The organism is Mycolicibacterium sp. 624, from assembly GCF_040548615.1.
GTDB lineage: Bacteria > Actinomycetota > Actinomycetes > Mycobacteriales > Mycobacteriaceae > Mycobacterium.
In genome coordinates this window covers 1,196,171-1,217,431 of record NZ_JBEPRZ010000002.1, presented here as the reverse complement: position 1 = coordinate 1,217,431, position 21,261 = coordinate 1,196,171, and the positions used below count along the sequence as shown (strand labels likewise).

The 21,261-nt window shown below is 63.3% G+C and carries 11 protein-coding genes; 6 read left to right on the top strand and 5 right to left on the bottom strand.

Going from position 1 to position 21,261, the window contains the following annotated elements:
• Positions 1 to 69 precede the first annotated feature (69 nt).
• The 4 genes from htpG to pks2 all read right to left on the bottom strand — a co-directional run bounded on the left by htpG (position 70) and on the right by pks2 (position 10,334).
• Positions 70 to 2,022, bottom strand: coding sequence for a molecular chaperone HtpG (gene htpG / locus ABIA65_RS12890; RefSeq protein ID WP_241402954.1), 1,953 nt, complete (start codon positions 2,020 to 2,022; stop codon positions 70 to 72).
• Between the two features lie 46 nt (positions 2,023 to 2,068).
• The gene (locus ABIA65_RS12885; protein ID WP_241402955.1) at positions 2,069 to 2,884 is read right to left on the bottom strand and encodes a GAP family protein; all 816 of its coding nucleotides are present in this window, start codon (positions 2,882 to 2,884) and stop codon (positions 2,069 to 2,071) included.
• Between the two features lie 263 nt (positions 2,885 to 3,147).
• On the bottom strand, positions 3,148 to 3,891 hold the full coding sequence (locus ABIA65_RS12880; RefSeq protein WP_502919550.1) for a class I SAM-dependent methyltransferase: 744 nt from the start codon (positions 3,889 to 3,891) through the stop codon (positions 3,148 to 3,150).
• 101 nt (positions 3,892 to 3,992) lie between these two features.
• Positions 3,993 to 10,334, bottom strand: coding sequence for a sulfolipid-1 biosynthesis phthioceranic/hydroxyphthioceranic acid synthase (pks2, locus tag ABIA65_RS12875; protein ID WP_502919549.1), 6,342 nt, complete (start codon positions 10,332 to 10,334; stop codon positions 3,993 to 3,995).
• 188 nt (positions 10,335 to 10,522) lie between these two features.
• Here pks2 and ABIA65_RS12870 point away from each other — a divergent pair, with 188 nt between their 5' ends.
• The 6 genes from ABIA65_RS12870 to ABIA65_RS12845 all read left to right on the top strand — a co-directional run bounded on the left by ABIA65_RS12870 (position 10,523) and on the right by ABIA65_RS12845 (position 20,238).
• Positions 10,523 to 12,262: an AMP-binding protein gene (locus ABIA65_RS12870; RefSeq protein WP_502919548.1), complete on the top strand. Its 1,740-nt coding sequence runs from the start codon at positions 10,523 to 10,525 to the stop codon at positions 12,260 to 12,262.
• Between the two features lie 23 nt (positions 12,263 to 12,285).
• Entirely contained in the window at positions 12,286 to 13,107 is an 822-nt protein-coding gene (locus ABIA65_RS12865) for an alpha/beta fold hydrolase (protein WP_354523721.1), read from the top strand.
• A gap of 539 nt (positions 13,108 to 13,646) precedes the next feature.
• On the top strand, positions 13,647 to 14,057 hold the full coding sequence (locus ABIA65_RS12860) for an MmpS family transport accessory protein (protein WP_241405459.1): 411 nt from the start codon (positions 13,647 to 13,649) through the stop codon (positions 14,055 to 14,057).
• Positions 14,054 to 16,942: an MMPL/RND family transporter gene (locus ABIA65_RS12855; RefSeq protein ID WP_354523720.1), complete on the top strand. Its 2,889-nt coding sequence runs from the start codon at positions 14,054 to 14,056 to the stop codon at positions 16,940 to 16,942. The genes ABIA65_RS12860 and ABIA65_RS12855 overlap by 4 nt, the downstream gene beginning before the upstream one ends.
• 11 nt (positions 16,943 to 16,953) lie before the next feature.
• Positions 16,954 to 19,833 carry an MMPL/RND family transporter gene (locus ABIA65_RS12850; RefSeq protein WP_354523774.1) on the top strand — a complete coding sequence of 960 codons (2,880 nt, stop codon included), beginning with the start codon at positions 16,954 to 16,956 and terminating at the stop codon, positions 19,831 to 19,833.
• 66 nt (positions 19,834 to 19,899) lie between these two features.
• Positions 19,900 to 20,238, top strand: coding sequence for a hemophore-related protein (locus ABIA65_RS12845; RefSeq protein WP_354523719.1), 339 nt, complete (start codon positions 19,900 to 19,902; stop codon positions 20,236 to 20,238).
• On the opposite strand, the gene ABIA65_RS12840 is transcribed toward ABIA65_RS12845, so the two are convergent.
• The gene (locus ABIA65_RS12840; protein ID WP_241402960.1) at positions 20,232 to 21,152 is read right to left on the bottom strand and encodes an IclR family transcriptional regulator; all 921 of its coding nucleotides are present in this window, start codon (positions 21,150 to 21,152) and stop codon (positions 20,232 to 20,234) included. The genes ABIA65_RS12845 and ABIA65_RS12840 overlap by 7 nt on opposite strands.
• Between the last annotated feature and the right edge of the window lie 109 nt (positions 21,153 to 21,261).

Sequence of the window (21,261 nt, the reverse complement as noted above, 5' to 3'; positions counted from 1 at the left end):
CCAGCGATCAGCCTACATCGGCGCCGGCCGGAGAATCCGGTGATTCTCCAGCCCTGTTCGGCCGTGACCCTAAACCGTGCGGGCGAGCCGGTCCGCGATGAGCGCAGCGAATCTCGCCGGATCGTCGAGTTCACCGCCTTCGGCGAGAAGGGCTGTTCCATAGAGTAATTCGGCGGTCTCGGCGAGCTCGCCCGCCCGTGAGGAATCGTCGCCGCTGTTGTGGTGCGCCTGTTGCAACCCTGTCACGAGTGGATGATTGGCGTTGATCTCGAGAATCCGCTTCCCGACGGGAACCACCTGCCCGGAAGCCCGGTACATACGCGCGAGCGCCGGTGTGATGCCGAAGGTGTCGGTTACGAGGCAGGCCGGTGACTCCGTCAGGCGGGTGGACAACCGGACTTCCTTGACATCCTCACTCAGCGTCTCCTTCAACCAGGTGAGCAGATCGGCGAAATCCCGCTCTTGATCCTGGCGTTCGGCCTCGTGCGCCGCCTTCTCATCCTCGGTGTCGAGGGTCACCTCACCCTTGGCCACCGACTGCAGCGGCTTGCCGTCGAACTCGGTCACCGATCCCACCCAGATCTCGTCGACCGGATCGGTGAGCAGCAGTACCTCATACCCCTTGGCTTTGAACGCCTCCAGATGCGGTGACTTCAGAAGTCGCTGTACCGACTCGCCCGTGGCATAGAAGATCTGTTCCTGACCGTCCTTCATGCGCTCGACGTATTCGGCCAGAGTGGTGAGTTCCTCGTCGCTGTGCGTGGAGTGGAACGAGGAGATGCCCAGCAGGGCGTCCTGGTTGTCGAAGTCCGACGTCAGGCCCTCCTTGACCACGGCGCCGAACTGGGACCAGAAGGTGCGGTAGTCCTGTGGCCGCTCGGTCTGCAGAATCTTGATGGACGCGAGAACCTTCTTGGTCAGGCGACGACGAATCGCCGTGATGTGGCGATCCTGCTGCAATATCTCTCGAGAGACGTTGAGCGACATGCCTTGTGCGTCGACGACGCCCTTGACGAAGCGCAGGTACCTCGGCATGAGTTCGTCGCAGTCAGCCATGACGAAGACGCGCTTGACATACAGCTGCACCCCGGTCTTGGCGTCCCGATAGAACAGGTCGATCGGGGCGTGCGAAGGGATGAACAGCAACGCCTGGTACTCGAAGGTGCCCTCGCCCTTCATCGAGATGACCTCGAGCGGGTCATCCCAGGCGTGCGCAATGTGCCGGTAGAACTCGTTGTACTCGACGTCGGAGACCTCGTCCTTGGACTTGGCCCACAGGGCCTTCATCGAGTTGAGGGTCTGCGTCTCGAGCGTGACGCTCTCCTCGCCACCCTCCTCGGCAGCAGGGGCCCGGCGCTCGACCTGCATCCGGATGGGCCACGCTATGAAGTCGGAGTACCGCTTCACCAGCTCCCTGATCTTGGTCTCCGAGGTGTAGTCATGCAGTTCGTCCTCGGCGTCCTCGGGTTTGAGGTGCAATGTCACCGACGTTCCGACCGGAACCTCGCGATCGGAAGGATCGATGGATTCGATGGTGTAGGTGCCCTCACCGCTCGACACCCACCTGGTGGCTCCACTCTCGCCCGCCTTGCGGGTGAGCAGCTCGACCCTGTCTGCCACCATGAATGTCGAGTAGAAACCGATACCGAATTGACCGATCAGTTCCTCTGAGACGGACTTCTTGGCCTCTCGCAACTGCTGACGCAGCTCGGCGGTACCTGACTTCGCGAGAGTGCCGATCAGATCCACGACTTCGTCGTGCGTCATGCCGATGCCGTTGTCGCGAACGGTCAGGGTGCGTGGATCCTGCCCCACCTCGATATCGATGTGGAGATCTGAGGCGTCAACGTTGAGGTCCTTGTTGCGCAGCGTTTCCAGGCGCAGCTTGTCCAGCGCATCGGAGGCGTTTGAGATCAGCTCCCGCAGAAAGGAGTCCTTGTTTGAGTAGATCGAGTGGACCAGCAGATCCAGTAGCTGGCGTGCCTCGGCCTGAAACTCCAACTGCTCGACGCGTGCAGACATGTAACTCCCTTCGACGAATCAATTATCGATGACGCCCATCACGAACTCAGAAGCCACCCAAGCCCCGGACGACGAGCGAAATCCCAACCACAGTCAGGATGGCAGCCACGAACTTTCGGTGGTGAGCCTGCGCCCAGTCGTGCAGTCGTTGCAGTACTGCCTGGGTCTTCGCGGGCGCAAACACATTGCTGAAGAGAATGATCTCCTCAATCACGAGCACACCGATCATGTACGCGACGGCAGCGCCGACCTGCACTCCGAGCGCGGCTCCCGAGGCCACGATGATGGCGAGCGCGAAGAGAACTCCGTCCAGCGGTGGCAGCACCACGAGGCCAATGACGAATGCGATCCACGGATTGCCGTTCTGCCACGCCTTGCGGGCGTGCCTGAGCAATCGACGAACGGGGGATCCACCCTCGGTGGCCTCGTCCTGAGTGGTGGTCAGTAGCCGTGAGAACACGGGCGGTGCAGTCGAATCAAGAACCAGCGTCGAGGTGCTGGCGTTGCCGTGCCGATCGGGCATCGGGAGCCCACCGCCGTTGCTCGGTGACCGCACCAATGAGCGCACCACCATCAGCGCGGCGACCGACAGCAGGATTACGCCTATGCCGATCGCGGTGCGTTGGGCGGTGGGGTTCGCGGTGGGGTGCGCGAAGTCTCTTGCAAAAGAGGCCGATGTCGGCGTGGCATGCAGCGCAATAAGCGGAATGATCAGGGTGGCAAGTCCCACGATCAAGGCGCCTGCCCAATAGGCGAGCAGATTCTGCATCGGCCGTGGCCGAGACAGCACCAGAAGGATGATGCCAAGGCGCACGGGATTGATCGTCGTCAAAAGTGCCAGCACCAACAACGGCCCCCACATGGTCGGGATCCTACTCCGTTGGCGCTTTGCTGGGCACTACTTGAAACAATGCGCTGGCCCTTCGTGCGACGTCATGTTCTGTCGGTGTTCTCCTGTGTCGTCCGGTAGTCAAGTGTGGAAATCCAGTGCAACGGACTATGTCTCGTCACCCGAGTGTCGAAGTGACAGAAGTCGCAGTTCATCGACGCGTGGCGCGCAACGCAGTTTCATCGGCGACCGCAGCACATTGCGGTCGTTCGATGAGTCGTCCACCCCTCGTCCCGCTAGTTGCGACTCGCAAGCATCACTGTCGGGCCCATCCGTCGGGTGCGGAACTCGACGGTGATCGCCGGGTCGGCGTGATGGGCGAGCGCCCTTAGTGCTGACGGGCTGTAGGCGCGGAGGCCGCTGATGACTGCGTCGTGCACCACCGGCACTCGAGTGAACGGCAGGACCGCCGCCAACATCGCCAAGTGCAACGGTATCGATGGCCTGCGGACATCGATGATCAACAGCTTTCTCGCCGCCCGCGTCCCCTCGCTGAACACCTGGGCGGCCAGCGGTGGTGCCAAGTGATGCAGCGACAACGCGAATACCGCGAGGTCGTAGTGCCCATCCTGGGTGTCGATCGCGGTGGCGTCCATCACCCGGACCGTGGCGCGTGGGTGACTGCCCAGATCCCCGGCTGCGATATCGGCGACGAAACCGGGATCGACGTCGGTGACCGTCACCTCAGCGGTGGGGTGCAGCTCAAGCAGCTTGCGTGACAGCCCGCCGAGGCCGGATCCGATCTCGAGAATCCTCGGTGCGGGGACATCTGGCACCTCAGCCAACGCCAACTGAGCGTGCTTCTCGTAGGTGCCGAATCGCGGTCGCCGCCCGCCCCGGTCGAGCGCGGTGACGACCTTGTGTTTGAGTTCATCGACATCGTCGCGATCCAGGTACTCCAGCCGATTGGTCTGTAACCGCCGCGACAGCCAGGACGCATCCGGTCCGGCCCGCGGCATGCCTATGATGTCTGTCGCCATGGCGACGAGCATGGCCCATGGCAGCAGCGCGACCACGGGCAGACGGTAAGAGCGGCGAGGCCGAAAGTGCGCTCGGTTCAGTCTCATCTAGTCACCCAATCCTATTGGCCGACACGACAGGTGGCGTCCACGGGTACGAGCCTCTCGCACAGCAAGTCCGCCAGATCGTGGACGGTGGTGATATCGGTGGTGGAGATGCGCACCCCGGTCTCGGTCTCGACGCGGGTGCGTAGTTCGAGGGCGCCCAGCGAATCCAGACCGTACTCGGAGAGCGCGCGGTCGGGATCGATGCTGCGACGCAGGATCAGGCCCGCTTGATCAGCGATGAGATGGCGCAGCACGCTGGGCCACTCGTCTGGGGGCAGTCCGGTGAGTTGGGCGCGCAACCTTGCGGATCCTGTTGAGTTCTGCCCAGTGGAGCGGAGTGCCTGGGTGAAGGCGCTGTGCTGGGGGAAGGTAGCCAACCATGGTTTGCCCACAACCTGCGCGTAGCCGGTGCAGGGGCGATCGTGGCGCAGCAGTGCTTCGAACGCATAGGCGCCGTCGTCGGGTGCAATGGCGACGTCGGCGCCGTGTGCCGCGGCAGTGTTGTGCCCGATCTGAGCCCATGCGCCCCACGCGATTGCCGTGGCGGGTAGACCTTGAGTCCGCCGCCACATGGTGAACGCATCGAGCCAGCTGTTCGCCGCGGCGTAGGCGCCACGGCCGGACGAGCCGACGAGCCCCGCCACCGAGGAGAACGAGCAGAACCAATCCAACGGCTGGCTCACGGTGGCCACATGTAAGTTCCACGCACCGTGCACCTTCGGTGCCCACTCCTGCTCCAGGAGATCATCGGTGATGTTGGTCAGCGTGGCGTCGTCGATAACGCTGGCGGCGTGCAGCACACCGCGCACGGGGAGCCCGGATCCGGTCGCCGCGGCCACCGCCCGCTGGGCTGTTTCCGGTTCGCCGACATCGCCGCACTCCACCACCACTTCGGCGCCGGTCGCGCGGATGAACTCGATTGTCTCCATTGTCTTCTGGTCGGGCTCAGACCGGGAGGTGAGCACAATTCGGCCACAGCCACCTGCGGCCAGCCTCTGGGCGAAGAACAGCCCAAGGTCGCCAAGGCCGCCGGTGATGATGTAGGCACCGTCGCGGCGGAACGCCCGAACCTGCTCCGGGGGTAGCACCACATCGCTGCGGCCCGCATGCGGGATGTCAAGAACCAGCTTGCCGGTGTGCTGGGCGGTGCTCATCTGGTGCAGAGCGGCGGCGGCGTCGGCGAGCGGATAGTGCGTGCGCTCGGGCATCGGCAGCACACCGTCTGCGGTGAGCCGGTACACCGTCCTCAGCGACTCCTGCACCTGCCCAGGATGGCTAACCGACATCAACCCAAGGTCAAGCCCGTAGAAGGAGAGGTTGCGACGGAATGGGGACAACTCCAGCCTGGTGTCGGTGTGGCTGTCGCGCTGGCTGATATCTACGAACCGACCACCGAGAGCGAGCAGTTCGAATCCCGCTCGTTGAGCGGATCCAATTGCCGAGTTGAGCACGATATCGATGCCGTACCCTGCGGTCTCGCGACGAATCTGGTCGGCGAAATCAACGCTGTGCGAGTCGTACACGTGCTCGATGCCCATGTCGTGCAGCAGTTGTCGATGCCCTGCGCTGTCTGCGGTCGCGAAGATATCCGCACCGGCGGCGCGGGCGACCGCGATCGCCGCCTGCCCGACCCCGCCGGTGGCTGAGTGAATCAGCACCTTGTCACCGCCCTCGATGTGGGCGAGATTGTGGAGGCCGTACCACGCGGTTGCATGGGCGGTGGTCACCGCGGCGGCCTGATCGTCGGCCAGACCGGGCGGCAGCTTCACGGCCAAGCGGGCGTCGCAGGTGACGAACGTGCCCCAGCAGCCGTCCGGCGACAGACCGCCGACATGGTCGCCGACTTGATGATCGATGACGTCAGGCCCGAGCGCGGTCACCACCCCGGCGAAATCTGTGCCCAGTGCTGGCAGCTGCCCGTCGCAGTCTGGATGGCTGCCGGCGGCGACCAGCACGTCTGCGATATTGACACTGGATGCGGTGACCGCGACCTCGATCTGCCCCGGTCCTGGCTGTATCCGTTCGCAGGCAACGATTTCCATCGACGTCAGATCGCCGGGGGTGAGGATCTGCATTCGCATCCCGTCGCGATCGTGGAAGGTTCTGACGTTTCGTCGCTCTTCGGGACGCAACGGTGTGGTGCGCAACCGTGCGATGTACCAGTTGCCATCTCGCCAGGCGGTTTCGTCCTCCTCGGATCCACTGAGCAGTTGCTGCGCGAGTTGGGCAGAGTCGGTGGCCGCGTCCACATCGATCTGAGTGGCGCCCAGATGCGGGTACTCAGCGCTGACCACCCGGATCAGACCCCGCAGCCCAGCCTGCTCCAGGTTTGGTATGTCGCTTGCCAATACGCTGTGGGCGTTGCGAGTCACAACGTACAGATGAGGTAGCTCGCCGTGGATGGCTGGCAGCTCGCGGGTGATATGCACCAGGTGCCGCACGTAGTCGCTGCTCTGCAGACGTTGGTCGCCTGCGTCGCAGTCGGTGCGAGGTTCGCTTCCTCCGGTGAGGATCACCACGCCGGCGAATCCGCCAGAACGCAGCTGACTCATGAGCCGCTCGCCATTCGAGGCGTGATCGGCGTCCTTGGGCCAGTGCAGTGTGTCGCATTGTGCGCCTCGAACTTTCAGTGCATCGGTCAGTGCGGTCGCCGCGTCCGGCTCGGTGGCGCTGGTGCTGATCAACAGCCAGCTTCCTGCGTCGGCGTACTCCGCCACGGGCGGTGTCCGTTGCTGCCATTCGATTGTCAGCAGCCCCTCGGCGAGTGTTCGGTCGCGGCGAACCTGCTCGGATCGGGTACCGAACCGCAGCCCCTGCACGGCGAGTAGGACGAACCCGTGCTCGTCGAGCACCTCGATATCGGCCTCGATCCCAGTGTCGTCGGTGCTGGTGACCCGCGTGTAGCAGTAGTGGGCATTGCGGGCCGAGCCGTAGGCGCGCAGCCGTCGGACACCCGATGGGGGGCCGAGAACGTCCCCACCGATGGTCTGGATGTGTGGATGAGCCTCGACGGACTGAAAACATGCGTCCAGCAGTGCGGGGTGCACGCCGTAAGCGTCACGTTCCGAGCGGATCGAGCGGGGCAGCGCGACCTCAGCGAGAACGGTGCCGATCTGGCCCTCGCCGGTGTAAACCGCTGTTAGACCGGTGAATGCCGTGCCGTAGGAGACACCATGCTGGTCCACGCGCTTGCGAACCTCGTTGCCGTCCTCGCGATGTGGGTGCGAGGCGAGCAGTGCGAACGTGTCGTGTGCACGTGGCTGCTCGTCCAGCGCGGCATGCAGACCTGCCGTGGCGTGTCGTGCGTGCTCGCTCTCCCGATTCGTCTCCACCGTGAACTCGATGACACCCGATGTTGACAGTGACGCAGAGGCGTCGACCGTGGTGTGCCCACCCAGTGACAGCGGCTGCTCGAAGCGGATATCGCGGACCTCGGAAGCCTCACCCAGGACAGTGCGCGCGGCCGCCAGTGCCATCTCGCAGTAGGCCGCCCCGGGGAGGACAGCCACACCGTGAATCTGATAGTCAGCCAACCAGGTTTGGCTTGCAGTGCTGACATCGGCCTGCCATACGTGGCGCTCCGGCTCCTCCTGCAAACGCACGTGCGACCCCAACAGCGGATGCACTGCGACGGTGTGACCGCCATGCGTTGGGGACTGCTGATCCCCCTGGCTCAACCACAGCCTTCGGTGCGTCCACGTCGGCAGCGGGGCGTCCACTAGCCGCCCACTCGGGCACTGCATGGAGAAGTCGACTGCGCCGCCCGCACTGTGCACATCGGCCACGAATTCGAGCAGCCCGTGGGGAAGCACCTGTTCGCGGCGCATAGCGCTCAGAGCTGTCAGCGGCATATCGCGGCCGTGGGCGGTCTGCTCAAGCGCGCGGGTGAGAAGCGGGTGTGGTGCCAGCTCGGCGAATATGCGGTGGCCGTCCTCCAATGCGGCCTGTACCGCCGTGGCGAACCGCACCATGCGCCGTGTATTGGTCACCCAGTACGCGGCGTCGCACACCGGTTGCTCGCGCGGGTCGAAAAGCGTGGCCGAGTAGAACGGGACTTCTGGTGCCATCGGGCACAGATCCGAGAGCGCGTCCGTCAGCTCGTCGAGGATCGGATCGACCTGAGGCGAGTGCGGGGCGGTGTCCACGGAGATCTCGTGGGCCGTCACCTGACGCTGCTCCCAGGCAACGACCAGATCGTGTACCGGTTCCCTGGCGCCGGCAATCACCGTGGATTGGGGTGAGGTGACCACCGCCACCACGGCGTCTTTGACGCCTCGGGAGGTCAGCTCCGAGAGCACTTGTTTGGCAGGAAGCTCCACCGTCGCCGCGGCACCACCACCGGCGACGCGCGACATCAACCGGGACCGACGGCACACCAACCTGACCCCGTCCTCCAGCGACAGCGCCCCTGCGACGACAGCTGCGGCGGCCTCGCCGAGCGAGTGCCCGATGACCGCGCCGGGACGCACGCCGTAGGCCCTCATGGTGGCGGCAAGGCCGACCTGGATCGTGAACAGTGTCGGCTGTGTTCGGTCCTCACCCGTCACCATCTGTGGCCGTGATAGCGCGTCGGTCACCGAGAACCCGGACTCGCGGGCGATCAGTGGCTCGGCCTGCGCGACAGTCGCCGCGAACACGGGTTCGGTCTCGAGCAGTTGCGCACCCATCGCAGGCCATTGCGAGCCCTGCCCGGAGAACACCCACACCGGATTGGTCATCCCGTCCCCGACGGCCGCCCGATACGGCGTATCGCCGTCGGCGACCCCGCGCAAGGCCTCGGTGAGCTGCGATCGGGTGCTGGCAATGACTGCCGTGCGTACCGGGCGATGCACGCGCCGACGTGCCAGGGTATAGGTCAGATCGGGCAGCGCCACGTCATCGTGTCTCTGCAGCCAGTCGGCCATCCTGCCTGCGGAGCGGCGCAGTTCCTCGGCTGAGGTGGACGACAGCGGAAAGAGCATTGGTGCCTGTGACGATGCGGTCGATGACATCGTGTCGTGGATCTCGGGAGCCTGCTCCAGTACGGCGTGCACATTGGTTCCCGACACCCCATACGACGACACCGCCGCCCTCCGGGGCGTGTGACCCGGCGTGGGCCACGGCGTGGTGGCCTGCGGTACAAAGAGATTGGTCTCGATCTGTGCCATCGCGTCGGGCAGGCGGGTGAAGTGCAGATTCTGCGGAATGACACCGTGCTGCAGTGCGAGGACCGCCTTCATCAGCCCGAGCACCCCGGATGCCGACTGGGTGTGTCCGAAGTTGGTCTTCACGGCCGCGAGCGCGCATGGACCGTCGAGGCCGTATACCTCGGCCAGACTGGCGTATTCGATGGGGTCGCCGACGGCGGTGCCCGTGCCGTGCGTCTCCACCATGCCCACGCTGGCGGGGTCAACACCCGCCGCCGCCAACGCCTCGCGATAGGCCGCGACCTGCGCCGGCCGCGACGGTGTTGCGATATTCACCGTGTGGCCATCCTGATTCACAGCCGTGCCGCGGATCACGGCCAGGATCCGGTCACCGTCCCGCTGCGCATCCGGCAACCGTTTGAGCATGATCACGACGCAGCCCTCCCCGGGCACGAACCCGTCCTCCGCGATGTCGAAGGCGTGGCAGCGTCCGGTGGGAGACAGCATGCCCGCGGCGGACCCCGAAGCCCATTTCCGCGGGTCAAGTATCAGCGTGGCGCCACCCGCCAGCGCAAGCTCGCTCTCCTGCTCGTGCAGGCTGCGGCAGGCCAGATGTACCGCGGTCAGGCCCGAGGAACAGGCGGTGTCCACGGTGAGGGCAGGACCGTGGGTTCCGAGGGCATGGGCGACCCGCCCCGACGCCAGGCTGAAGTTGTTACCGGTGAAGCCGTACGGGCCCTCCACGGCGTGCGCGTCGGCGGCTAACAATTGGTAGTCGGCGTGCGTCAACCCGACGAACACCCCGGTCAGCGTGTCGGCTATCGCATGCCGGGTCATGCCGGCATGTTCCATGGCCTCCCAGGAGGTTTCCAGCAGCAACCGGTGCTGTGGGTCGCATGCGGTGGCCTCGCGCTCGTTGATCCCGAAGAACTCGAAGTCGAAGCCGGCAACGTCGTCCAGGAATGCACCCCACTTCGACACCGACCGACCGGGCATCCCAGGCTCCGGGTCGTAGTAGTCGTCGGAATCCCACCGATCGGCGGGAATCTCGGTAACTAGGTCATCGCCGCGCAGCAGTGACTCCCACAGCTGTTCCGGGGAGTCGATACCGCCGGGAAGTCGACACGCCATGCCGATGACGGCTACCGGAGTGACAGGTGTGGCGTGCGCAGTCGGCGAAGAGGCGCTTGGAGCCGAACTCCACGGATGCAATGTCTCTGACGGAGACAAATCCCCTCCTCACAGCAGGCCCTGCAGCTTCTCTGGCCACTGCAAGGCTCACTCCCCCCGGATGTGAGCCGGCTAACTACGCCGGTGTCAATAGGTTAGGTTCGCGTACACCCGGTTGTCCTGAAATCCGAGCAATTCGCCGTTCTTTCCGGACATACGGCCGTGATGGTCGGGATACCCTGATGCCCGTGGGGGAGACCACGATTCTGGATTTGCTGTGCGAGCGTGCGGGCTTGCAGGGCGACGATGCGGCGGTCACGTTCATCGATTACGAGCAGGACTGGAACGGGGTCTCGGAGAGCCTCACGTTCGCCCAGCTGTATCGGCGGACGCTGAGCGTTGCGCGGGAACTCAAGCAGTGTGGGTCGGCGGGTGACCGCGCTGTGATCCTGGCCCCCCAGGGGCTGGACTACATGGTCGCCTTTCTCGGTGCGATGCAGGCGGGACTGATCGCGGTGCCATTGTCAGTTCCGCTCGGCGGCGTCAGCGATGAACGCGTGAGTTCGGTGCTGGGGGATGCATCGCCGTCGGTCATTCTGACCACGTCCCCCGTCGGCGGCGCCGTAGCCGAGTACGTCAGGTCCGAATCCGGTGCATCCACGCCGTCGATCGTCGAGGTCGACCTGCTTGATTACGCCACTCCGGCGGGCTCGTTCGCCGGAGGCGAGAGTCGCACGGACACAGCGTATTTGCAGTACACATCTGGTTCGACCCGGCAGCCGGCCGGCGTGATGATGTCGCACAGAAACCTGATGGCCAATTTCGAACAGGTGATGTCCGGCTACTTCGCCGACTACGGAGGCCTCGCTCCGCCAGGCGCCACAATCGTGTCCTGGCTGCCGTTCTATCACGATATGGGTTTGTATCTGGGGGTCTGCGCACCGGTTCTCTCGGGGGTTACCGCTGTGCTCATGAGCCCGATGGCGTTCCTGCAGCGACCGGCCCGGTGGATGCAACTCCTGGCGAGCAACAGTCGCGCTTACTCGGCCGCACCGAACTTCGCGTTTGAGTTGGCGGCGCGAAAGACGACCGACGATGACTTGGCCGGGCTTGATCTCTCCGATGTGCTGGTCATCATCACCGGTAGTGAACGGGTGCACCCGGCAACGCTCAAGCGGTTCACCCAGCGCTTCGCCCCGTTCAACCTGCGTGAAGCGGTGATTCGACCGTCATATGGCCTCGCGGAGGCAACGGTCTATGTGGCGACCGACGCATCCGAGGAGCCCGCGGCCATCGTGCGCTTCGAATCCGAGAAGCTGTCGGCCGGCACGGCGCAACGGTGTGCGGGCGACGGTGGGACGCCGCTGGTCAGGTATGATATACCGCAGTCACCGATGATCCGCATAGTCGACCCAGAGACACGCGTCGAATGCCCGGCCGGAACCGTTGGCGAGATCTGGGTGCACGGTGACAACGTGGCCGCCGGCTATTGGCGGAAACCTGACGCGACCGAGGCCACGTTCGGTGGACGGCTTGTCGCGTCGACGGATGGCACACCCGAGGGGCCGTGGCTACGCACAGGGGACCTGGGGTGTGTCTTCGATGGCGGCCTGTTCGTGATCGGCCGGATCAAGGATTTGTTGATCGTGTACGGGCGCAACCACTCTCCCGACGATATCGAGGCGACGATTCAGGAGATCTCGGGTGGCCGGTGCGCGGCCATAGCCGTTCCGGACGGCTCCACCGAGAAGCTCGTCGTCATCATCGAAGCCGCGCTGCGGGGTGGGTCCCACCAGGAGTCCATGGACAAGCTCTCGGTCGTCAAGCGTGAGGTGACCTCGGCGATATTCGACTCGCACAGTCTTGGCGTCGCCGACCTAGTTCTGGTGCCGCGTGGGGCGATACCGATCACCACGAGTGGCAAAGTCAGGCGTGCGGCGTGTGTGGAGCAGTATCGGCACGGTCAGTTCGACCGCTTGGACGCCTAGTCGGACCAGAGGTGAGGTGGGAATTGAATTTGGCCTGCGATGACCGTGGCCAGGGCGAACCGGTGCTGTTCATTGCCGGTCAAGGCGGCGTTGGACGCACCTGGGATCTCCATCAGGTGCCAGCCTTCCTGGACGCCGGATACCGGGTCATCACGTTCGACAACCGGGGAGTGGGTGCGACGGCGACCGCTGACGGCTTCTCAACGGAGACAATGGTCGCCGACACGGCGGAGTTGATCGAGAGGCTCGACGTCGCTCCCGTACGCCTCGTGGCCGTCTCCATGGGTGCATACATCGCACAGGAGCTCATGCTGGCCCGGCCCGAACTGGTGCGGCAGGCCGCGTTGATGGCGACCCGCGGGCGCCACGATCGGATGCGCGAGTTCTGTCGCACAGCCGAACAGGATCTCCTCGACTCCGGTGTTGCTCTACCGCCGTCCTATGAGGCGAAGCGTCGTTTGCTTGGCAGCTTTTCACCGAAGACCTTGAACGATGACAAGTCCGTTCGAGACTGGATCGACACCTTCACGATGTGGCCCGCAAAACCGACCCCAGGCACTCGCGCCCAGTATGGCGTGGCGCCGGAGCACGATCGATTGCCTGCCTACGCATCGATCACCGCACGTGTGCTGGTGATCGGATTCTCCGACGATCTCGTGATGCCCCCGCACCTTGGCGCGGAGGTCGCACAGGCGCTTCCGAATGGGAGCTATCTCGAAATTGCTGACACGGGTCATCTGGGTTTCCTCGAACGGCCACAAGCGGTCAACTCGGCGATTCTTGACTTCTTTGACGACGGCCTCCGGGGACGCGATGAGCGGACGCGTCCAAACTGGCGGTGCTAGAACCGCGCAGCTTCTGGAGCGCTCGCCGCACCTGAGCGCCGGAGTCGACGGTGCGGTTGGCCGAGTGTGTCGCGGCACTTACTGGGCGAGCGCAGTCCCATCAACCGTAAGGCTCTGGGCGCCAGCATCATTGACGTCGGATAGCGCCGCGCATGGCCAGTGTGATCGACCGGTGTCAGCGGTATGCAATCCGCAGCGTCTAGGTAGCGAATACACAGTTTTCTGCGGTCGGTTGCGACCGGCTTAAACCTTCCGTTCCTCGTCTGGGTGAAGGTTGAATGTATTACGATCCCATATCACAGTGGGGAAATGAACTGATATGGAGGGGGGCCTTCATGTTTTACTCGTCAGGTTCGGATTGCGCTATCCGAGGCGTTGCACGTTTGCCGTGATCCCCCACACGGCTGGCCTCGGGTGCTCACAGCATTCGAGGCGTCGGCGCAGCGCGGCCTATGGGCATCGCCGGCTGGAGCAGTTTTCGTGGTCCGAGCCTGGAATTCGGATGTAGGGGGTTCGCAATCTTGGGGGTTCTGAGGCGGCTGTGGATTCCGCTGCTGATAGCGGTGGTGCTCGCGGTTGGGGGCTTCACTGTGTCCCGGCTGCACGGCGTATTCGGTTCTGAGAATCGCGCGGCCTACTCCGACACCGAAACCGAGGAGCGTCAGCCCTACAACCCCAAGCAGCTGGTCTACGAGGTCTTCGGGCCGCCCGGGACGGTGGCGAGTATCAGCTATTTCGACGGCGACTCGGAGCCGCGTTTCGTCGAGGGAGCAAGCCTGCCGTGGTCGTATCAGTTCGCAATGACCAAGGCGACCGCCATGGCCAATATCGTCGCGCAGGGCAACAGCGACAGCATCGGCTGCCGCATCACCGTGGGCGATGAGGTCAAAGCGGAGCGAGTCAGGCAAGGGGCGAGTGCGTTCACCTTCTGCCAGCTGAAGGCCGCATGACCAGCCAGCCGACGAGCGTCAATCCGCCGTTCATAGCGCGGATGATCCGTCGGCTGGCGATTCCCGTAATCCTCGGGTGGTTGGTGATCGCCTATGTCCTCGGCGCGACCGTCCCCCCGCTGGAGCAAGTTGAGAAAGAGCGTTCGGTATCGATGATTCCGAACGATGCGCCGTCATTCGAGGCGATGCACCGCATGGGTGTGAGCTTCGAGGAATCCACGTCAAACAGTGTGGCGATGATCGTCTTGGAGGGACAGCAACCCCTGGGCGATGACGCACACCGCTATTACGACGACGTGATCCGGCAGTTGAAGGCCGACACCGCGCATGTGCAGCACGTGCAGGATTTCTGGGGGGATCCGCTTACGGCTGGCGCGGCGCAGAGCTCCGACGGTAAGGCCGTATACGTCCAGATGAGCCTCACGGGTGATCTTGGCCAGGGTTTGGCCAACGAGTCCCTGCAAGCCGTCCGGGACATCGTTGACCGGACGCCACCGCCGCCGGGGGTCAAGGCCTATGTCACCGGCCCCGCGGCCCTCATCGCGGACCTGAGCCAGAGCGGCAATAAGACGGTCCTGCTGGTCACTGGGCTGAGCCTCGCGGTGATCTTCACGATGCTGCTCTTCTTCTACCGCTCCGTTGCCACCGCCATCATTCTGTTGATCCTGGTGGGGTTGCAGCTGCAGGTTGCCCGAGGAGTGGTGGCATTTCTCGGTGACCAGGGGTGGGTCGGTCTGTCCACCTACGCCGTCAACCTGCTGGTGACGCTCGGAATCGCGGCTGGCACCGACTACGGCATCTTCTTCACCGGGCGGTATCAGGAGGCGCGTCAGGCTGGCGAGGACCGGGAAACGGCCTTCTACACCACATATCGCAGCGTGGCGAAGGTGGTCCTGGCCTCGGGCCTGACGATTGCCGGAGCTGTCTTCTGTCTGACCTTCACCAGGTTGCCCTATTTTCAGACCCTGGGTGTTCCCTGCGCCTTGGGAATGATCGTCGCGGTTGCTGTGGCGCTGACGTTGATTCCCGCGGTTCTTGCGGTGGGAAGCCGTTTTGGGCTGTTCGAGCCGAAGCGGAAGATCATCGTCCGTCGATGGCGGCGGGTGGGTACGGCGGTCGTGCGGTGGCCCGCACCCATCCTTCTGACGACGATCGCCGTGTCACTTATCGGCCTGCTGGCGCTGCCGGCCTACCAACCCGGCTACAACGATCAGAAGTATCTCCCCAAGGACATTCCCGCCAATGAGGGGTATGCGGCGGCTGACCGGCACTTTCCTCAGTCGCTGATGGTGTCGCCCGACATTTTGTTGGTCGAGGCCGATCACGATATGCGTAACCCGGCGGATTTCCTGGTGTTGAACAAATTGGCCAAGAGCGTTCTTGCCGTTCCCGGAATCTCCAGAGTTCAGGCGGTGACTCGGCCCGAGGGCACTCCACTCGAGCACACCACATTACCGTTCATGATCAGCATGTCGAACGCCAGTCAACTGCAACTCCTGCCATTTCAAAAGGCCCGTATGGAGGATATGCTCACGCAGGCCGACGAATTGTCCAAGACAATAGACGTGATGCAGCGTATGTACGGTCTGATGCAAAGGCTTGCCAGTACGACGAATGACATGGTTCGTCAAACGCACGAACTCGAGGACGTCACGAACGAGCTGCGTGATCACATTGCGGACTTCGATGATTTCTTCAGGCCGATTCGCAATTACTTCTATTGGGAGCCGCACTGTTTCGATATTCCCGTCTGCTGGTCCATAAGGTCCCTGTTCGATGCCCTGGACGGCGTCGATCGGATCAGCCAGAAGATGGATGATCTCGTCCAGAACCTCGACCAGCTGAATGCGCTCATGCCGCAGCTGCTCGCTCAGTTCCCGTCGATGATCGCCACCATGGAGAGCACGCGGACCATGATGCTGACCATGCACAGCACCATGTCGGGAGTATTCACCCAGATGGAGGACTCGAGCCAGAACGCCACCGCCATGGGCAAGGATTTTGATGCGGCACGCAATGATGACTCGTTCTACCTGCCCAAGGAGATCTTCGAGAACAAGGATTTCAAACGAGTCATGAATGTGTTCGTGTCGCCGGACGGAAAGTCGATGCGAATGCTCATTTCGCAACGCGGCGATCCCGCAACGCCGGAGGGGATCGCGCGAGTCGATCCGATACGAACCGCCGCGGAGGAGGGTCTCAAGGGAACTCCATTGGAGAGTGCCAGGATCTCCATAACGGGCAGCGCGGCCATGGCGAAGGATCAGGTGGACGGATCCCGATACGATCTCTTGATCGCGGGAGTCGCTGCGCTCTGCCTGATTTTCATCATCATGCTGATCATGATCCGAAGCCTTGTCGCCGCGCTGGTTATCGTGGGCACGGTTGCGGTGTCGCTTGGCGCGGCCTTCGGGCTGTCGGTGCTGATCTGGCAGCACATCCTCGGCATCGAATTGAACTGGCTCGTGCAGGCAATTGCTCTGATCATTCTTCTGGCCGTCGGCTCTGACTACAACCTGCTGCTGGTGTCACGGATGAAGGAGGAAGTGGGCGCGGGGATAAACACCGGCATCATCCGGGCAATGGGTGGTACCGGAAAGGTCGTGACTGCCGCGGGTCTGGTGTTCGCCTTCACGATGATGTCGATGCTGGCAAGCGATGTGCGCACGATCGGTCAGGTCGGGTCGACCATCGGTATCGGTCTGTTGTTCGACACCCTGGTGGTGCGTGCGTTCATGACGCCCTCGATCGCCGCGCTGCTGGGGCGCTGGTTCTGGTGGCCGCTACGGGTGCGTCCGCGGCCCGCCAGTTCGCTACTTCGCTCGACGGGCCCCCGGCCGCTGGTCCGTGCCCTTCTATTGGGTCAAGAAGAACGTTCACCGTAGATGAAGGCAGCATGAGCGGCGAGCGCACAGCCAACCGTCCGCCGTTCGTTGCGCGGACGATCCACAGGCTGGCCGTGCCAATCATTCTCGGGTGGCTGGTGATCGTCGGTCTCGTGACTTTTGTCATTCCGTCGCTGGAACAGGTTGGACGGGAGTTCTCCGTATCGCTGGTGCCCAGGGACGCGCCGTCGTTCGAGGCGATGCAGCGGATGGGGGAGAGCTTCGAGGAATCCAGTTCCGACAGTGTGGCGATGATCGTCATAGAGGGCCAGCGTCCTCTCGACGACGGTGCGCACCGTTATTACGACGATTTGGTTCGTGAGTTGCGAGCCGATACGACGCACGTGGAGCATGTGCAGGATTACTGGGGAGATCCGCTCACCGCGACGGGTGTGCAGAGCGCTGATGGTAAGGCCGCGTATGTCCAGTTGAACCTCGCAGGCAACCAGGGCGAGGCCCTGGCGAACCAGTCAGTGGAGGCCGTCCGGGACATCGTGGAACGGGCCTCGCCGCCGCCGGGGGTCACGGCATATGTCACTGGCCCAGCACCTTTGGTGACCGATATGAACCATGCCGGCGATCACTCCATCATCAGAATCACCGTGGTGACTCTCGCGGTGATCTTCACGATGCTGGTTCTTGTCTACCGATCGGTTGCCACCGCCATCCTCCTTCTGGTCATGGTGGGGATACAGGTGCAGGTGGCCCGCGGAGCCGTCGCGCTTCTCGGCGATCACGAGATCATCGGGCTTTCGACATTTGCCGTTAATCTGTTGGTATCGCTGGGGATCGCGGTCGGAACGGACTACGGGATCTTCTTCACGGGGCGCTATCAGGAGGCGCGTCAGGCCGGCCAAGACCTCGAAACCGCTTTCTACACAACATATCGCAGCGTTGCGAAGGTGGTCTTGGCCTCGGGCCTGACCATCGCCGGAGCGATCTACTGCCTGAGCTTCGCCCGATTGCCCTACTTCCAGACGCTGGGTGCGCCCACTGCTGTGGCGATGGTCGTCGCGGTTGCGGTGGCCGTGACGCTGATTCCCGCGGTTCTCGCGGTAGGTGGCCGTTTAGGGCTGTTCCAGCCCAAGCGCAAGATCAACGTCCGTCGATGGCGGCGGCTGGGCACAGCTATCGTCCGGTGGCCCGCGCCCATTCTCCTCACCGCATGCGTTATCGCGCTTATCGGCCTATTGGCGCTGCCGGGTTACACGACCAGCTATGACGACCGAATGTACCTGCCCAAGGACATCCCCTCCAATGTCGGTTACGCGGCTGCGGACAGACATTTTCCGCAGTCGCGAATGATGCCCGACATTCTGTTGGTCGAGTCCGACCACGACATGCGTAACCCGGCAGACCTCTTGGTCTTGAACAAACTGGCCAAGGCTGTCTTCGCGGTTCCCGGAATTTCCAGGGTGCAGGGCATAACTCGACCTGAGGGAACGCCGATTGAACAAACGTCGATACCGTTTCTACTCAGCCTGCAGAGCGCGAGTCAGAAGCAGGTCTTGCCGTTTCAGAAGGATCGCATGAAGGACTTACTCGTCCAGGCCGACGGCCTGACGAAGATGACGAACATCATGCAAGACATGTACGGCGTGATGCAAAAGCTCATCAATGCGACCCACGATATGGTGCGCAACGCGCATCAGCTGGAGATTCTCACGAACGAGTTGCGGCAGTCCATTGCGGATTACGACGATTTCTTCAGACCGATCCGCAACTATTTCTACTGGGAACCGCACTGCTACGACATTCCCATCTGTTGGGCCTTCCGATCCTTGTATGACGCCGTCGACGGTATCAATGACGTCAGCGACAAATTGCAGGGTCTCGTCGGAAGTCTCGATCGACTGGACGCGATCATGCCGCAGTTGTTGGCGCAGTTCCCGCCGATGATTGCGATGATGAAGACAATGCGGAACATGATGCTGACGATGTACAGCACCATGTCGGGCACTTTTGAGCTCATGGACGAGTCGAGTGCGGACTCCAGCGAAATGGCCAGGGCTTTCGACGCCGCGCAGAACGACGACTCCTTCTACCTGCCCCCCGAGGTCTTCGAGAATGCCGACTTCAAACGCGCCATGAACTTGTTCTTCTCACCGGACGGGAAGTCGGTGCGCTTGATCATTTCGCACAGGGGCGATCCCGCGACGCCCGAGGGTATCGCGCAGGTCGGCGCGGTGCAGAGCGCCGCCGTGGAGGCACTCAAGGTGACACCGCTGGAGAACGCCCACGTCTATCTTGCGGGGACCGCGGCGACGTTCAAGGACATGCGCGACGGCTCCACCTACGACCTCTTGATCGCGGGAGTCGCCGCGCTGTGTCTGATCTTCATCATCATGTTGATAGTGACGAGAAGCCTTGTGGCCGCGCTGGTTATCGTCGGCACGGTGGCGGTGTCGCTGGGCGCGGCGTTCGGGCTGTCGGTGCTGATCTGGCAGCACATCCTCGGCATCCACCTGCACTGGCTCGTCCTCGCGATGTCTGTGATCATCCTTCTGGCGGTCGGTTCCGACTACAACCTGCTGCTGGTGTCGCGGATGAAAGAGGAGATAGGTGCCGGGATAAACACCGGCATCATCCGGGCGATGGGCGGCACCGGCAAGGTCGTGACGTCCGCTGGTCTGGTGTTCGCCTTCACCATGATGTCGATGTTGGCCAGCGACCTGCGCATCATCGGGCAGGTGGGTTCCACCATCGGTATCGGTCTGTTGTTGGACACCCTGGTGGTGCGCGCGCTCATGACACCCTCGATCGCCGCGTTGCTGGGACGCTGGTTCTGGTGGCCGCAACGGGTGCGCCAGCGCCCCGCCAGTTCACTCCTTCAGCCGACAGGCCCCCGGCCGGTGGTGCGTGAACTCCTGCTGCCCAAGGATGAGCGCTGAGGCGTTGCGAAACCCCGGAAGAGTTCGAGCCGACGGATTAAAGTGCGCCTTGGGGGAGGTTTTCACATGATTGCACTGTCATTGAGCAGAATTGCCGCCGTGGTCGGCGGTGTGGCGTTGTCGTTGACAGCCGGGGCCGGACTCGCGGCCGCCGAACCTGATCTGGGGCCAATGGTCAACACAACCTGCAGCTACGAGCAGGTGATGTCGGCGGCGAATGCTCAGGACCCGGCGGCTGCCGCGCAGTTCAGCGGATCATCGCAGTCGCAGGGGTATTTGCGGCAGTTCCTCGGGGCGCCGCCCGATCAACGTCAACAGATGGCCGCGATGATCATGAGTGTGCCGGGAAATCAGCAGTACCTTGGCTTGATGCAGCAGATCTTCGGCAGCTGTAACAACTACTGAGGCGAGTGGGCTGGGCGCTGCGGCTTGATTCCGCCGAGTTGTTTGGTCAACTCGTCGGCCGTTGCCGCTAGCGCCTGGGCGCGCTCGGTGATCTCTTTGTCGGTCAAGGCCTTTCCGATATGCAGTGAGGCGACCATGACCTGGCGCTGGTGATGGTCGAACACCGGCGCGGAGATGACGCTGATGTCGTGCGGCGTGCGACCACGCGGACTCTCGTCGCGCAGATACACCCGTTCGCCGATATCGGACACCAGTTCGCCAAGTAGCGCGCGCAACTCGTCGGGCAGGTTCGTCGTCGACATCCCAGCCATCAACGCGTACAGCCGTCTGCCTCCCGGCGTCAGGCATTCCACCAGATATCCGTCTGCGCGGCAGTTCTCGATCACCCGGTTGAGTTGAGCGGTCTTCGTGCGCAGCGGCACGGTGGGCTCCTTGGCGAGCCAGTCGCGTAGCGCCTCGTCATCCCAGAGCACGAACATCAGCCCGACCGGTGGTGCGAAGGGGTAGCTCTGGCCGACCTCCACGCCGGCGCGGAAACCGGGCGGCTCCACCAACTCGATCAGCGTGATGCGATCGTCGATCACTCCGGACAGCGCGGCGGCCACCCGGAAGCGAGCGGACAACCGACCCAGTTCGTCACGCGCGGCCGGGCTCACGCGCAGTGACTCCTGGGCCTTGTGTCCCAGCGTGATCAGTGCGGGACCCAGTCGGTAGGTCTTGTCCTGCGCGTCGCGAACCAGGTACCCGGAGGCGGCGAGCGTCGTGACGATGCCCAGGCAGGTCGGCTTGCTCACCCCTGCACGGCGGGCCAGCTCGGAGAGACCGAAGCGGTCGTGGGGATGGCGGGCCAGGAACTCGAGGACGGTGACCACGCGTGTGGTGGGTGGAGACGCCCGGCCGGATTCGCCGTCCATGCTGCACCTACCCGTCACTGGAACGTTGACTGAGATTAGAACGCGTTCTACTCTCAGGTCAGAAACTCTACCAGCACGGTCCAATATTGAACCGCCGAAGACGACGATG

Bases quoted from the DNA above. Each gene is read 5' to 3' on its own strand.
- htpG (WP_241402954.1), bottom strand. From the start codon at position 2,022: ATGTCTGCACGCGTCGAGCAGTTGGAGTTTCAGGCCGAGGCACGCCAG.
- ABIA65_RS12885 (WP_241402955.1), bottom strand. From the start codon at position 2,884: ATGTGGGGGCCGTTGTTGGTGCTGGCACTTTTGACGACGATCAATCCC.
- ABIA65_RS12880 (WP_502919550.1), bottom strand. From the start codon at position 3,891: ATGGCGACAGACATCATAGGCATGCCGCGGGCCGGACCGGATGCGTCC.
- ABIA65_RS12855 (WP_354523720.1), top strand. From the start codon at position 14,054: ATGACCAGCCAGCCGACGAGCGTCAATCCGCCGTTCATAGCGCGGATG.
- ABIA65_RS12850 (WP_354523774.1), top strand. From the start codon at position 16,954: ATGAGCGGCGAGCGCACAGCCAACCGTCCGCCGTTCGTTGCGCGGACG.
- ABIA65_RS12845 (WP_354523719.1), top strand. From the start codon at position 19,900: ATGATTGCACTGTCATTGAGCAGAATTGCCGCCGTGGTCGGCGGTGTG.
- ABIA65_RS12840 (WP_241402960.1), bottom strand. From the start codon at position 21,152: ATGGACGGCGAATCCGGCCGGGCGTCTCCACCCACCACACGCGTGGTC.